Below are 14,038 nucleotides of genomic sequence, written 5' to 3'. Positions count from 1 at the left end.
CTCTAGAGCTTTGCTTCGGAATTATATTTATGCTTTTCGGGTTTATTTTTGGAGGAGTAAACTGGTTCAACAATGCCATTGCAGGTGTCGAAACACCCGTTGGGACCGTAATAATTTCTGCTTTGGGTATAATCGTAGGATTTCAACTGTTTCTTTCATTTCTTTCATATGATATTTCTAATTATCCAAACAAAGCCCTTTGGCCAAACTTAGATAATGACTGAGTTTCTCTCAATGTTAAATTGGTGGTTTTTATGATTAAAGTACTTTCAGTATTCGGAACTAGACCTGAAGCAATCAAAATGGCTCCTGTAGTGGAAGCTATAAAAAATGACGCTAGGTTTGAAGGGAAGGTATGTGTTACTGGCCAACATAGGCAAATGTTAGATCAAGTTCTAGAACTATTTGAGATATCTCCAGACTATGATCTAAACATTATGAAGCCTAGTCAGGATCTCACAGATGTGACGACTGCCATTCTGGTGGGGCTACGGGAAGTATTGGCTGAGTTCAGGCCTGATTATGTCCTTGTGCATGGTGATACGGCCACAACTCTATCAACGACACTTGCCGCGTACTACCAGCAAGTTAAGGTGGGGCACGTAGAAGCAGGACTTCGTACAAACAATATTTACTCGCCATGGCCAGAAGAAGGCAATAGAAAGGTCACTGGTTGTTTAGCTAACCTGCATTTTGCGCCTACAAAAACATCTCAAAACAACTTGCTTCGTGAGAACGTACACGCACAAGATATCATAGTTACAGGTAACACTGTTATTGATGCACTGTTGATGGTTAAAGAAAAGCTCGAAACTAACCATAATCTTGGTGACTCTCTTGGGAGTCAATTTAGCTTCTTGGGAGCGGATAATAAGGTGGTTCTTATCACTGGCCACAGACGCGAGAGTTTTGGTGGTGGATTTGAGCGTATTTGTGAATCTATTTCTATTCTCTCTACCAATTATCCTGACGTAGATTTTGTTTATCCAGTGCATCTAAACCCGAATGTAAGAGAGCCTGTAAATCGTTACTTATCTGGGAAGGCTAATGTTCATTTGATCGAGCCGTTGGACTATCTTCCATTTGTATACTTGATGAACCGTTCAAATATCCTTCTCACTGACTCAGGAGGTATTCAAGAAGAAGCTCCATCACTCGGTAAACCAGTACTCGTTATGCGAAATACCACGGAAAGACCTGAAGCCGTTGAAGCCGGAACGGTAAAGTTGGTTGGTACGGATGTAGATTTGATAGTGGAGCAGGTTTCAAATTTGCTTAGTAGTGAAGTAGCGCATTGTGCAATGAGTATTTCTCACAACCCATACGGAGATGGATTTGCTTCAAAAAGGATCCTTGATGCTATAGCGAGTAGATTATAGGCTAAATGTTATTTATTGGTGTATTATAGATATCGATAGTGTCAATATGTATATGAATTTTTTGGATGAACTCGTATTGTTTTTTAGCTCTAAAAATCGAAAAATGATTATTTTATGGCACTTAGCTCAAGTTGCGAATTATTGAACCAATCGGTTTTTTTATAATAGGGATATAAAGTGTCAAAAAATACTAGGGAGCATAAACTAATTTCTATAGTAGTGCCTTGTTATAACGAAGAGGCTGTCATCCCCGAGACTTTCAAGCAGTTAATGAATTTTTGCACAGAGGTTGAGAATTTTGATGTAGAGCTAGTTTTTGTTGATGACGGAAGTTGCGATGCAACGCGCAGTTTGCTAGTTAACTTTGCGTCTGAAAATCCGAATGTCAAAGTGGTTTGTTTCTCTAGAAATTTTGGCCATCAGATAGCAGTGACCGCCGGAATTGATTCGGCTTCTGGTGACGCTGTTATTCTTATCGATTCTGACCTACAGGATCCACCTCACGTCATTCATCAATTTATTGAAAAATGGCAAGCAGGATATGATGTAGTCTACGGAACTCGCTCAAAACGAAAGGGTGAGTCTTCATTCAAATTAGCTACGGCACGCGTTTTTTACCGATTGCTCAACAGACTTTCGAATATACCGATTCCCTTAGATACAGGTGATTTTCGTCTTATGAGTCGCTCAGTAGTAGATACTTTGAAAGCGATGCCCGAACAAGACCGATTCATTCGTGGAATGGTCAGTTGGGTTGGCTACCGGCAAACATCTGTGGAGTATGTTCGATCTGAACGTTTTGCAGGTGAAAGCAAATATCCTCTGAGAAAAATGCTTCGCTTTGCTACAGATGGCATATTGTCCTTTTCAACTAAACCCCTTCAACTTTCCATTGGCCTTGGAATGCTAGCAGCTTTCATTTCTCTGGTCGGCATCGCATATTCTCTATATCTAAGACTCTTTACTAGTACTTGGGTCGAAGGTTGGACTGCATTGATGATTGCAGTATTATTTATGGGCGGTGTTCAGTTGGTTAGCATTGGAATTCTTGGAGAGTATGTTGGGCGTAGTTACAATGAGCTAAAAAGAAGACCACTATATATTGTAGATAAGTATATCGGTTTCATGTCAATTGATAGCGATTCGAATGACTGTACTGATAACGGTAGACATGCAAGATGAGGAAGTACTATAAGTCTATTTTCGGTTTTTTTGTTGCTAGCTTCTTTGTTTGGGTTGTCATTAAAAATATAGATGGCGATGAGTTAATTAAAGCTTTGTTGGGTGTGGATATTTCCTATGTTATTGCTGCAGTGTTTATATTTTTTATGGGTTACGCATGTAGGATTGAGCGATGGCGTTTGATGTTAAGTTTAGATAATGACAAATTAAATTGGAGTCAGTGCGCCGGTCCATTAATGGCGAGTGTTTCCGTGAACAATGTATTACCATTGAGGGCAGGGGATATTATAAGAGCGTTGGCGTTCAATAAAAGACTTGGTATAGATACCTCAACTTCAGTTCTATCGCTCTTCATTGAACGTATGCTTGATTTGCTAACCATCATTTTGCTATTTGGTGCTGGTCTATTCTATTTTGGAATTGAGTCCTCGAAAATGATAGGAGTGGGTGGAGTCAGTTTGTTTTTTATTTGTGCTTTAATACTAATTGTACTGATTAAGCCGAATCTATTTCAAAGTATATCCAGCCCTGTTGTTGATTTTATTGAAAAGTACTTTCCTGTCATTGGTGCTCGTTTGCGTGTAGAGTTGAATAAAATTTCAGCGTCTATGGCATATATGTCAAAAGCCTCTACGATGAGCAAGTTGGTAGCTTTTTCTTTTCTTGCTTGGGTTTGTGAAGGTCTTGTTTTTTGGTTAGTTGCTCTTTCAATGTCGTCGATTTCCAATAATGTTGCAGCATGGCTAGCTCTGCCTGTAGGTACTTTAACAACTGTAATTCCGAGTACTCCAGGGTATGTTGGTACATTTGATTACTTTACAGCAAAGGTAATGAGCTCATTTGGTAATAGTATTAGCGCCTCAACTGCTTATGCCCTAATTGTACATTTGGTTTTGTGGCTTCCCTCAACCGCAGTTGGAGGCTTATACATGTTGTATAGCCCGATAGATAAAAAAGCTTTAGAAAGGGATTGTAATGGAGTCCAAGATGATTGATGCAAAAGTTACTATTATAGGAGGTGGATTTACAGGCTTATCTGCCGCCTATGAATTAAGTAAAAGAGGTGTCTCTGTTGTGATAATCGATTCTGAAGCCGAACTTGGGGGATTGGCTGCTTCATTTGACGTGGCCGGAGAGAAGCTAGATCGATTTTATCACCACTGGTTTACCAATGACTTAGATGTAATGAATTTGATCGATGAGCTAGATTTAAATAGTAGAGTTGAGATTAGCCCAACTAACACTGGTGTTTATTACGCAAACAGTTTTTTCAAGCTTTCTACTCCTTGGGATCTTATTAATTTTACGCCTTTGAGTTTTTTCGACAGGATAAAGCTAGGGATGTTAACCCTAAGGGCAAGAAAGATTAGCGATTGGAAAACCCTTGAAAACAAGACCGCTCATGAATGGTTGAAAGAGTTGGGGGGAGACAATGTCTACCGTGTGATTTGGGAGCCACTTTTAAAAGGTAAGTTTGGTCCATACGCAGAAAGTGTTTCAGCAGTCTGGTTTTGGAATAAATTGAAATTACGAGGTGGAAGTCGTGGTAAAAAAGGAGAAGAGCGTCTTGCATACTTTAAAGGTGGATTTGTGTCTTTAGCAGAGGCGCTGGGAACTAAAGTGAAAGATAATGGTGGGAAAATTTATCTTGGAACCAAAGCAACTGCTGTGAATCGACATAATAATAATTGGGTAGTGGATACTGAAAGCGGGCAAATCGTATCAGAAAGAGTAATCTTCACGACTTCATTACCCATTATATCTGAGTTAATAAAGGATTGGGCACACGCTGACTATTTGAGTCGACTAAACCAAATCAAATATATCGGCAATGTGTGCTTAGTGCTAGAGTTAGATCGTTCGCTTTCAAGTACCTATTGGCTGAATGTTAACGACCCAACTTTCCCATTCGTTGGCGTTATCGAACATACTAACTTCTCTAAACCGGAGAACTATGGCGGACGGCACATAGTCTACTTATCGAAATACTTACCTCACACGGATAGACTCTATACTATGAATAGTGATGAATTTTTTCAATATTCATTTCCTTTTTTGAAAGAGATGTTCCCTGATTTTGACCGTTCTTGGGTGATAAAGCATCATCTCTGGCGTGCTCGCTGGTCTCAACCCGTGGTTGAAAAACACTATAGTAAATTGATTCCAGAGCAAGAAGGACCAGTTGAGGGAATGCATATTTGCAGCATGGCCCAAATTTACCCTGAGGATAGGGGGACGAACTATGCTATTCGGGAAGGACGAAGTATTGGAAGGGAGGTCTCCAAGCAATTAGAGCAACAAATAGAATAATATTTCTTTAGGTTAATTTACCTCAGTAATGACTTTAATTGAACACACATATCTTTATGCGTGGCTTTAGTGGTCGATTTTTGTTTTTTTGTTGCTTGTGGGGATTCAATGTCGAAAAGTAATGCCGTTTTTCTTGTCGGCTTAGTATTCATAATATTGGTATTTTCAATTTTGTTTGCATTTGGGAAGGATGCGGTTCAAATCAATAGGAGTGCTGACTCTGCTATATTTGAACAGGTTGTAGAGAATATATATGCCAATGTTGGAGCAGTCTCTAATGTCTTCTCTTCTACGCAAAACTATATTGACAAGTTATATTTCGCTATGCCACCTGAGGAGCGGGTCGCTCAAGAGTTGTCGCCACCAAGCAGTATTGAACGCAGTGTTCTTGGATTTCATGCCTATTGGATTTTGTTCTTTTTTGCTCCGTTTTTGAAATTTTTAGATAGCTCGCTACTGCTTACCATTATACATCTTACTTCTTATGCCTTGTTAATATCCTCTGCTATGTTGGTTACGCTTAGGTCCAATGCTGGCACTCCCGGTGCGATTATTATAGCATTTATAGTTGCTATGACTCCCATGGTGTTAGGTGCGATTTTTGGGCAATTTTATCCAGACCGGATTTTTGTGTTTTTAGGCTTTGCTATATGTGCTCTTGTTTACTTTAGAGCTGGGCTTTGGTTGATTTTTTTCTGTGCTATATTAGTTGCCCTTGTCAATGAGCGCGCTGCGCTGATTGGCGGTGTAGTCATGATAGTTATTCCTTTCTGCAGAAGAGATGAGCCGCTAGTTTTAAGAGAGAACTTTCATATTCTCGCGATCGGTTTTTCGCTAGTTGTATATTCCGCGGCAGTTGAGAAGATTTGGCTTTCAAATTTATACTATGATAACTATCTGCCTACTGGAATTATGGATTTGGTTAGCAGATTTGGTGATGAAACGTTTTCCCACAACTCGTTTAATTTTATTTTGGCAAATTCCGCCCTGCTGGTTTTAGCTTTGGGTAACTATAGGTTGATGCTTTTGGTTTGGCTTATTATGTCACCTAATTTGATAGGTAGTGTTGGTGGCGCAGAGAAGGTCGGTTGGTTAACGCATTATCATAGCTATTATTTTCCGATACTTGTTTTTTCGGCAGCAATAGGCCTCGGAATTATCCTTAACAGTAAAGGTTTTAAACGTAAGCTCATTGTAGTAATAGTTTCCATTTCACTATCAGTTTTTTCATTTCAAAGAGAATTCTCATTTGGCCGTTTACCTACTATAAACGATTATTCAGCGGTATATGATTCTCTTTACAATAGGTTGCATAATTTGCCCACTGGCTATAATATTCGAAAGGAGGTGGTTTCTCTCGTGCCAAAGGACGCTTTTGTTGTGTCAGACGAATTAGGCATGGCGCTATTTGTGAACCATGCGACGTTAGATTTGTTCCCTGTATCTATTAATAAAGCAGACTATTTATTTATTCCATGTAACTGGGACATGGGAAATAAAGCAGGGCGTGGAGAGTATTCTGTGGCTAATGAGTGGATTACCGACCATGGCTTTCAGTCAAAACCCAAGGTAGAAGTAGCTGCAATTGGTCGTTGCTTATATGTAAAGTGACGCTATTTATATCAATATGTGTGCATTACATCGGGGGGTTGTCTTTTTGTTGATTCGCTCCACTAGTTAGTACATTATTCGATATTATTGAGTATTTTCACTTATCAGCTAGAAACCTTGTCGTCTCATAAACATGGTCAATATAAGAATGGCTAGGTAATTTTGAAACTGCTACGACAATCTTCTTTCTGATTATCACTTAAGCTCGGCGTTGTTGATCAAATCAGTATAATAATTTGATGGACATCCCTCTCAGGGAAAAATCATGAACATGCCCATATTTAAAGGATTTGTAGCATAGTCAGGGAAACCGCATGAAGGTCGTTGATATATAAGGGCTGCAAAGATGCTAAGAATCCGCTTTGAACCTATCACTAATCCTAACTATTGAATGTAACCACATGAAAAAAAGATCTGCTTGTAGATCATTTTTGTTGTTTTCTAATTGCTCCTAGACAATATAGGAGCCTAAATATGAGCGAGTTAACCAACCCATTGATGCACTTTCAAATCATTAAAGATTATCGACAGGAAAATAAAATAGCACATAAATTATCAGACATTATTTTGCTGACAATTTACGGCGTCCTGTCGGGTCATGACGGTTGGTTGGGATGGCATTATTGACTTTGGCAATGTTCGCTTGGATTTCCTAAAACGATATGGTCATTTTGAGGCAGGCATTCCATCGGCAGATACTTTGTCTCGTGTGATGGGCATGATGAATCCGGCAGGGTTGCAAAGAAGCTTTATAGCTTGGATGAAGGACTGCCATACACTGACGGATGGAGAAGTCATCGCTATCGACGGTAAAACATTACGTGGCTCTTATGACCGCTCGAAGGGTAAAGGAACGATTCACATGGTGAACGCTTTTGCTACTGCAAACGGAATGAGTATCGGCCAACAGAAGGTTGATAGTAAAAGTAATGAAATTACCGCGATCCCCAAGCTACTTGACTTGCTAGAGGTAAAAGGCTGCTTGGTTACGATCGATGTAATGGGATGCCAAAAGAAAATAGCGCAAAAAATTCTCGATAAAGAAGCGGATTATTTGTTAGCAGTGAAAGGTAGTCAGGGAATGCTTGAGCAAGCCTTTGATGATTATTTTCGAATGGACATGCTTCAAGACTTTGACGGTAGTTCTTACAGTACTCAAGAAAAAAGTCACGGAAGAACGGAAACGAGAGTGGCTTTAGTGAACTGTGATTTGTCGGTTCTAGGTGATATTGAGCATGAATGGCCCGAGCTAAAATCAATGGGCATCGTCGCTTCGATTCGCCAAGAATCGGCTGTAGCAACAGAGCAAGATGTGAGTATTCGTTACTATATCTGTTCTAAAGAATTAGAAGCCCAAACGCTGCTTGAAGCGACGCGTTCTCATTGGGGCGTAGAGGCCTGCATTGGTCCCTTGATACCGCATTTAGTGAGGACAACTCTCGAATTAGAGCCGATGATCGCGCAGAGGCTTTAGCAAGGATCAGGCAGATGTGTTTGAACCTATTAAAGAGTGAAACCACCTTTAAAGGTGGCATTAAACGCAAACGGATGAACTGCGCAATGGACGAAAACTACCTAAGTAAGGTTCTCGAAAGCTTTACAGGGCGGTGATGCTCATACGGTTTCCGTATGAGCACTGGTTAGCTGAGTCGATGCATTGGTCACTCGATACTGAATTTGGCGAAGATGCTTGCCGAAAAAGGGCTGAAGAAAGTGCAGAGAACTTCGCAAGGATCAGACAAATGTGCTTAAACATGCTGAAGAGTGAAATGATTTTAAAAGCAAGTATTAAACACACAAGAGCAATGTGTGCGATGGATTCTGAGTACCTTTTGAAGGTTCTGGCGAGCCTTTATTAATGGGGATGTTCATGAATTTTCCGTGGTTACTATCGTGAACTTAGCTGGTATCTAATAGAACTTTGCCAATACCAAATGAAATGTTTAGAGAGCAGGGTTCTGTTCTGATGTGATGCATAGTGAAGGGCTTTAATGTTTGGAATATAAAAGACATTAAAGCCATTTTTATTAGCCCTAGTACAAATATCTGCATCTTCAAAGTACATGAAGTATCTTTCATCAAAACCATCTAGAGAATGATAACAAGAGGATTTAAAAAGAAGGAATGAACCTGCTGCCCATTCGATTCTTATTGGTTTATCAATCACACTTTTATCGTATATATCGCTTCGTTTTATACCCAATAGAGACTTAATTGGAGCAAGTAGTTTTGGATAATGACGGATCGAATTATCATATAGAGAAAAGTTTTTATCTCTATAGAGGTTGATTGCAGCAATATCTGTAGATAATGATGTAGCATCAAGGATTAGTCTATCCATACTTTCTAGAGTAATTTCCACATCTGGATTCAAAACTAAAAAAAAGTCATTATCATTTATTCCTAGCCTAGTTTGGGCATAGCGATAAACTTCATTATTATTTGCTCCGAACCCTTTAAATTCATTCCCCTGAATGAGATGAACTCCAGCTTTTTGGCAGTATTGCTTAAGGCATGCTTTGGCTTCAGTATTAGATTTAATGATTACTGTGTATTTTTGAGCAAGGTTTTTTAGCGTATAATTTTCGCTAATCATTTCGTCATGATTATGATTTACAACAGATATAAACAACGCCATTATTTACATTCTCGCACTTGATAACCAGTTGGCGCTTCCAACAGAAGGCGCTTAATGCATTCTACATCGAAGTTATGGCAGCATATATCCAATTCTTGGAGTAGGGGATGCATCTCTTTCCAAGTGAGCTTATCTTCACAAGCCGTCATTATCTTTTGGTGGCTTGTGCCCTCGACATTATCACCAATCAACAATTCCTCGTAGAGCTTTTCACCGGGTCTCAAACCGGTGAATTTAATTTCAATATCTCCTTCATTGCTATTGCCATCAAAGTACTCTTTCATACCCATCAGGTGGATCATCCGTTTTGCTAGGTCGACAATTTTAACTGGCTCGCCCATATCTAACACAAAGACTTGTCCATTATGCCCCATTGCTCCAGCCTGAATAACCAACTGGGCTGCTTCTGGTATTAGCATAAAGTAGCGGATAATGTCAGGGTGAGTAACGGTAACAGGGCCGCCAGCTTTTATCTGTTTTTTGAAGAGGGGTACAACAGAACCTGAAGAACCAAGCACATTACCAAAACGCACCATAGTAAAAATAGTTTTGGTTCCTTTATCAGCCAGCGCCTGTAGAACTAATTCTGCCATCCGTTTACTGGTGCCCATAATATTCGTAGGACGTACCGCTTTATCGGTTGAGATGAGTGTGAAACTTTCGACACCAGCCTCGATAGCCGCCGTAGCACATGCTAGGGTACCGAATACATTGTTGCGAATACCTTCGATGACGTTATCTTCTACAAGCGGTACATGCTTATAAGCTGCAGCATGGTAAATAGTGTTAACTTTATGAGCGACCATTAGTTTATGTAAACGGTTTTCCTTTTGCACTGAACCAAGAGCCGCGACAATTTTGGTCTCTAATTTTAGATTTTGTTTTATGGCTTGCAGTTCTTGATCAATGGAATATAGATTGTATTCATTGAGTTCAAATAAAACGAGCGTTGTGGGATTTTGGGCAATAATTTGACGGCATAGTTCAGAACCAATAGAGCCACCAGCCCCTGTCACCATCACACTTTTCCCAGTAATATTTCTGCTCAATAGCGCCTTATCCGGCGCTATTGGTGCTCTACCCAGTAAATCTGAAATATCCAAGTCTTGAACATCAGTGGCTTGCGCTCTACCAGCGGCAATGTCTTCCACTGAAGGGACAGATTGAACTTCAATTGGCCAATGAGAGAGCCTTTCAAGCAGTCTTAATCGCTCACCTTTATTCATATTGTTAATTGCGAGCAGCAATTTGACTGGCTGATAAAGTGACTGTAGTCGTTCAAATTGGTCGCTGTGATGTACACGAATACCAAACATGATTTGGCCAGCTTTAATCGGATCATCATCAAGCAGTATGACAGGGTGATATTCATCACCTTGGATAAGGGCATAGGCTAGATCTCTTCCAGTGGATCCAGCACCGTAGATAAAGACGTTTGGTTTTTGTCTTTTGTAATAGTGATAATAAATGGTTCTGATAAGGATTCTTGGGCCACCTAAGCTAAGAATAGCAAGTCCAGCGTAGATAAAGGGTACACTTCTAGGAATAAAGGCCTGAAAGAAGAAGCCACTTAAGGCAAGCGTAAGCGCTGATAAGAAAACGGAAAGGAAGATATAGCCGATTGCAGGCATCATCATATAACGTAGAACCGCTCGGTACATTCCAAGCCGGACAAAGCAAAAAATAGTTACACCTAGTGTGGTTGCTAAGCAGGCGAGCTCTTTTGCTCCCATATAAAAACTAAAGGTATCTAGTCGCAGTGCAATAGCGAGGTAAAGAGAACAAATAATCGCTAGAATGTCATAGCAAATCGTAATTAGGCGCTTGTTTTGTCTTTGTGCATTGAGAAGAAATTCAATAGGTGTGAACATTACTTGCTACTAAGCCTTTATGAGTCACATCGGCGGTGTACGTACGATGTTGATATGGATATTATTGTTATCGCTCGAATTGTAGTTTGCTTGAGGCAAATTGGCTACCCTTTACCCTAACTTGGAATATCGATTATTGTTCAAATATTTCTTTCAGTGGTGAAGTTTAACCCTGAGCACAGTTTGCATGCACTTAGCTTTAAATTAAAGGTCACATTTTGAAAATATTGGTTACAGGCAGTTCTGGGTTTGTTGGTTCTAAAGTGATGGAACAGGCATCACGTATCGGTTGGGAGTGTATTGGCCAGCGTCGTACGTTGAATCGCACCAACCACTCTCAATCTGATTTTGTTACCTCTTTGGAGGCGAATACGGATTGGCGTTTAGCGCTCAATGGCGTGGACTGTGTCGTCCATTGCGCCGCTAGAGTGCATCAAATGCAAGATTCAGCTCAGGATGCACTGACGCTTTATCGTGATGTTAATACTGCGGGTACCTTGAATTTAGCTCGTCAGGCGGTGGAAGCGGGCGTGAAACGATTTATTTTCATCAGTTCAATCAAAGTGAATGGTGAGTATTCAAAAACTGATCAGCCTTTTCGGCCTGAAACTTCGTTCATTCCTGACGATCCTTATGGCCTAAGTAAATATGAAGCCGAGCAAGGGTTAAAGAAATTAGCCGATGAAACGGGCTTAGAAGTGGTCATTATACGGCCACCCTTAGTGTATGGTGAAGGTGTAAAAGCGAATTTCCTCAGTATGATCCAGTGGGTTGAAAAAGGTATCCCCCTACCATTCGGGTTGATAGGGAACAAACGCAGTTTGGTGTATCTTGGGAACTTAGTGGATTTAATCATGAATTGCTGTACTCACACTAACGCGCCAGGTAACACTTTTCTTGTCTCAGATGATCTTGATGTTTCAACAACTGAGATACTGAAAACCATCGCTAATGCGCTTGCTGTACCTAGTCGTTTATTGCCTATTCCTGAGCGTGTGCTTAAGACGTTATTCATCATTACTGGCAAAAAATCGATGGCTAAACGTTTATGTTGTGACCTGCATGTCGATATCAGTGAGACTAAGCGTACTCTGAACTGGTCACCGCCATACACCTTTCAACAAGGTATCCAAAAAACCGTAAGTGCTTACTTACACAATAAAAAGTAGAGAACCATTAATGTTGCGTATTTTAGATTTTGTCTTTGCCTTGCTAGGGCTATGTATTCTTTGGCCGATTTTATTGATCGTTTACGTATTAGGGTATTTTGATACTGGCTCACCGGTGTTTATGCAAACTCGAGTTGGGCGTCACAAGAAGCCATTTACATTAATCAAGTTTCGAACCATGCCAGTCGATACTCAATCGGTTGCGACTCACTTGGTGGGCGCGAGTTCAGTAACTAAGCTGGGTAGTATCTTGCGTAAAACGAAGTTAGATGAGCTTCCTCAACTGATTAACGTCGTTAAAGGTGAGATGAGTTTAGTTGGACCTCGGCCATGCTTATTTAACCAACAAGAGTTAATTCAGATCCGAGACGAGAAAGGAGTGTTTGATGTTCGCCCTGGGATCACCGGTCTGGCACAGGTAAACGAGATCGATATGTCAACTCCTGAACTGTTGGCAGATTGGGATCTGAAGATGATTCAAAACATGTCACTCACGCTATATTTTACCTGTATTATTCAAACCGTTTTAGGCAAAGGCGCAGGTGATAGGGTTTAATCTGTTTGCGTCACAAAAGATCTTTTGACCTTACTGTGACGCAATGAAATTCTTGGCAATTATCTTCTTATCAATGTTACTGCTGCAGCGCTAACCTTGTTTCGTTCGTTTCTACATTTGGCCATTGATATTCTCCGTGGTGGTAAGTGTTCACTTGTGCTTTCAACCACGGTTGGATGAAATTGATCGAAACAAAAATGCTTAAGCGTTCTATATCTAATTCTTCTCCGTTCACAAGCCTCGTATCTGCTTTATTTGCAATAGCCGCTAATATACCGACCAATTCGCCTTGTGCATTGAATGCACCACCGCCACTCATGCCCGAACGTATGGGGGCGTCGGTAATGCTGGCTGGGCATTTGCTGAAGTAACGGCTATTAACGAAGTTTAAGTCCAAATGGTACGTCCCTTTTCCCATCACCACATCACCACTACCACTCACACCAAACGCCTCTATTTTTTCTCCTTGATAAACTAACCCTAATTCTGGAAGTACAACATGTTGGTTGTCTGACTCGATCAAAGCCACATCACAAGTGGGATGGTAAGCCACCACTTTGGCATAATTCATTTTTGCCACATGAGCTGCAGTTAAGCTTAAATTTGGAGTTAAGGGCACACTCGATCCGTAACCAAAATACAGCAATGGAATACCGGTGAATTCATAATTAATCGCTGGGGGATTTTGCGCTTTCATGGTTCGCCCGTTAGAGCCTGCGCAACCCACTAGAATGAAAGTAAGCACTAACATTGAGTAACGAGATAACCGACAGAAATGAGATCCGATAACAGGCTGAAGGAACATAAGAACCTCCTATTCAAAGCCAACAATACCGAGATCTTGATGCGCATCTAGATCAAATGTGTTTACCTAATGAAGTATAGATGCAATGGATTACATTACCATGTGTCACATAAAAAATAGTTATAGTGGATGTTTTAATCAATAGTGGGTTAGCTGTTTCTTGTTGAAAAGTAGGGATATTCTTTAGGCAGGCATTGAAAAGAGAGCCCATAAATGAGCTAATGCCGTTCACTTAAGGTGAGCGGCATTGTATTTTCTAGGGTATCGGCTTGGCTTTTTCTTCACAACTCTAGGGAAGGCTCTTTCTCGCCTTGGCTCAAGTATTAAGCTCCCACTCATTGCATAAAAGTTTTGGAGTTGCCTCGGTATGGCTCCCGGTGACGAGTAGGGAAGCCCCACTATTAGGCGCATGATGTGGGCTAACGCTCCATTGAAGCTAAGTTGGTATGGCAAGTAGTCTCCATTCAACGTATTACACATCTGCACCATTTGATATCTGACTAAGTTGTATGTCAGT

General features: G+C 40.5%; 10 protein-coding genes and 4 pseudogenes. 10 read left to right on the top strand and 4 right to left on the bottom strand.

The features are described 5' to 3' along the window. The 8 genes and pseudogenes from B9J84_RS16400 to B9J84_RS16395 all read left to right on the top strand — a co-directional run. Positions 1 to 224: pseudogene (locus B9J84_RS16400) on the top strand (glycosyltransferase family 2 protein); the annotation flags it as partial. A 30-nt stretch (positions 225 to 254) separates the two neighbouring features. After that, positions 255 to 1,379 carry a non-hydrolyzing UDP-N-acetylglucosamine 2-epimerase gene (gene wecB, locus B9J84_RS15180; RefSeq protein ID WP_094124491.1) on the top strand — a complete coding sequence of 375 codons (1,125 nt, stop codon included), beginning with the start codon at positions 255 to 257 and terminating at the stop codon, positions 1,377 to 1,379. A 177-nt stretch (positions 1,380 to 1,556) separates the two neighbouring features. Further along, positions 1,557 to 2,561: a glycosyltransferase family 2 protein gene (locus B9J84_RS15175; protein ID WP_094124490.1), complete on the top strand. Its 1,005-nt coding sequence runs from the start codon at positions 1,557 to 1,559 to the stop codon at positions 2,559 to 2,561. Continuing rightward, entirely contained in the window at positions 2,558 to 3,556 is a 999-nt protein-coding gene (locus tag B9J84_RS15170) for a lysylphosphatidylglycerol synthase transmembrane domain-containing protein (RefSeq protein ID WP_094124489.1), read from the top strand. Before B9J84_RS15175 ends, B9J84_RS15170 begins: the two co-directional genes overlap by 4 nt. Beyond that, complete coding sequence (locus B9J84_RS15165; RefSeq protein ID WP_404207561.1) at positions 3,549 to 4,871, top strand: NAD(P)/FAD-dependent oxidoreductase; 1,323 nt, start codon at positions 3,549 to 3,551, stop codon at positions 4,869 to 4,871. Before B9J84_RS15170 ends, B9J84_RS15165 begins: the two co-directional genes overlap by 8 nt. Positions 4,872 to 4,979: 108 nt before the next feature. Next, positions 4,980 to 6,482, top strand: a complete 1,503-nt coding sequence (locus B9J84_RS15160) for a DUF2079 domain-containing protein (protein ID WP_094124487.1) — start codon at positions 4,980 to 4,982, stop codon at positions 6,480 to 6,482. 474 nt (positions 6,483 to 6,956) lie between these two features. Beyond that, positions 6,957 to 8,093: pseudogene (locus B9J84_RS15155) on the top strand (ISAs1 family transposase). A 116-nt stretch (positions 8,094 to 8,209) separates the two neighbouring features. Continuing rightward, positions 8,210 to 8,341, top strand: a pseudogene (locus tag B9J84_RS16395) (ISAs1 family transposase); the annotation flags it as partial. Between the two features lie 29 nt (positions 8,342 to 8,370). Here B9J84_RS16395 and B9J84_RS15145 read toward each other — a convergent pair. After that, positions 8,371 to 9,120 (bottom strand): glycosyltransferase family 2 protein, encoded by a 750-nt coding sequence (locus B9J84_RS15145; protein ID WP_094124485.1) that lies wholly within the window; start codon positions 9,118 to 9,120, stop codon positions 8,371 to 8,373. Continuing rightward, positions 9,120 to 10,991, bottom strand: a complete 1,872-nt coding sequence (locus B9J84_RS15140) for a nucleoside-diphosphate sugar epimerase/dehydratase (RefSeq protein WP_094124484.1) — start codon at positions 10,989 to 10,991, stop codon at positions 9,120 to 9,122. Before B9J84_RS15140 ends, B9J84_RS15145 begins: the two co-directional genes overlap by 1 nt. Positions 10,992 to 11,209: 218 nt before the next feature. Here B9J84_RS15140 and B9J84_RS15135 point away from each other — a divergent pair, with 218 nt between their 5' ends. Both B9J84_RS15135 and B9J84_RS15130 read left to right on the top strand, forming a co-directional pair. Next, the gene (locus B9J84_RS15135) at positions 11,210 to 12,160 is read left to right on the top strand and encodes an SDR family oxidoreductase (RefSeq protein ID WP_094124483.1); all 951 of its coding nucleotides are present in this window, start codon (positions 11,210 to 11,212) and stop codon (positions 12,158 to 12,160) included. Between the two features lie 10 nt (positions 12,161 to 12,170). Next, entirely contained in the window at positions 12,171 to 12,716 is a 546-nt protein-coding gene (locus B9J84_RS15130) for a sugar transferase (RefSeq protein ID WP_026027265.1), read from the top strand. A 76-nt stretch (positions 12,717 to 12,792) separates the two neighbouring features. Here B9J84_RS15130 and B9J84_RS15125 read toward each other — a convergent pair whose 3' ends face one another. Both B9J84_RS15125 and B9J84_RS15120 read right to left on the bottom strand, forming a co-directional pair. Then, entirely contained in the window at positions 12,793 to 13,521 is a 729-nt protein-coding gene (locus B9J84_RS15125) for a serine protease (RefSeq protein ID WP_094124482.1), read from the bottom strand. A 228-nt stretch (positions 13,522 to 13,749) separates the two neighbouring features. Continuing rightward, positions 13,750 to 14,038: pseudogene (locus B9J84_RS15120) on the bottom strand (IS4 family transposase); the annotation flags it as partial.

It is taken from the genome of Vibrio sp. V03_P4A6T147 (assembly GCF_002241085.1).
Lineage (GTDB): Bacteria > Pseudomonadota > Gammaproteobacteria > Enterobacterales > Vibrionaceae > Vibrio > Vibrio anguillarum.
This window is presented reverse-complemented; position numbering and strand designations above follow the sequence as displayed.

What these genes read in the sequence shown, in the direction of transcription:
- wecB (WP_094124491.1), top strand. Translation starts at nt 255, where the DNA reads ATGATTAAAGTACTTTCAGTATTCGGAACTAGACCTGAAGCAATCAAA.
- B9J84_RS15170 (WP_094124489.1), top strand. Translation starts at nt 2,558, where the DNA reads ATGAGGAAGTACTATAAGTCTATTTTCGGTTTTTTTGTTGCTAGCTTC.
- B9J84_RS15165 (WP_404207561.1), top strand. Translation starts at nt 3,549, where the DNA reads ATGATTGATGCAAAAGTTACTATTATAGGAGGTGGATTTACAGGCTTA.
- B9J84_RS15160 (WP_094124487.1), top strand. Translation starts at nt 4,980, where the DNA reads ATGTCGAAAAGTAATGCCGTTTTTCTTGTCGGCTTAGTATTCATAATA.
- B9J84_RS15145 (WP_094124485.1), bottom strand. Translation starts at nt 9,120, where the DNA reads ATGGCGTTGTTTATATCTGTTGTAAATCATAATCATGACGAAATGATT.
- B9J84_RS15140 (WP_094124484.1), bottom strand. Translation starts at nt 10,991, where the DNA reads ATGTTCACACCTATTGAATTTCTTCTCAATGCACAAAGACAAAACAAG.
- B9J84_RS15130 (WP_026027265.1), top strand. Translation starts at nt 12,171, where the DNA reads ATGTTGCGTATTTTAGATTTTGTCTTTGCCTTGCTAGGGCTATGTATT.
- B9J84_RS15125 (WP_094124482.1), bottom strand. Translation starts at nt 13,521, where the DNA reads ATGTTCCTTCAGCCTGTTATCGGATCTCATTTCTGTCGGTTATCTCGT.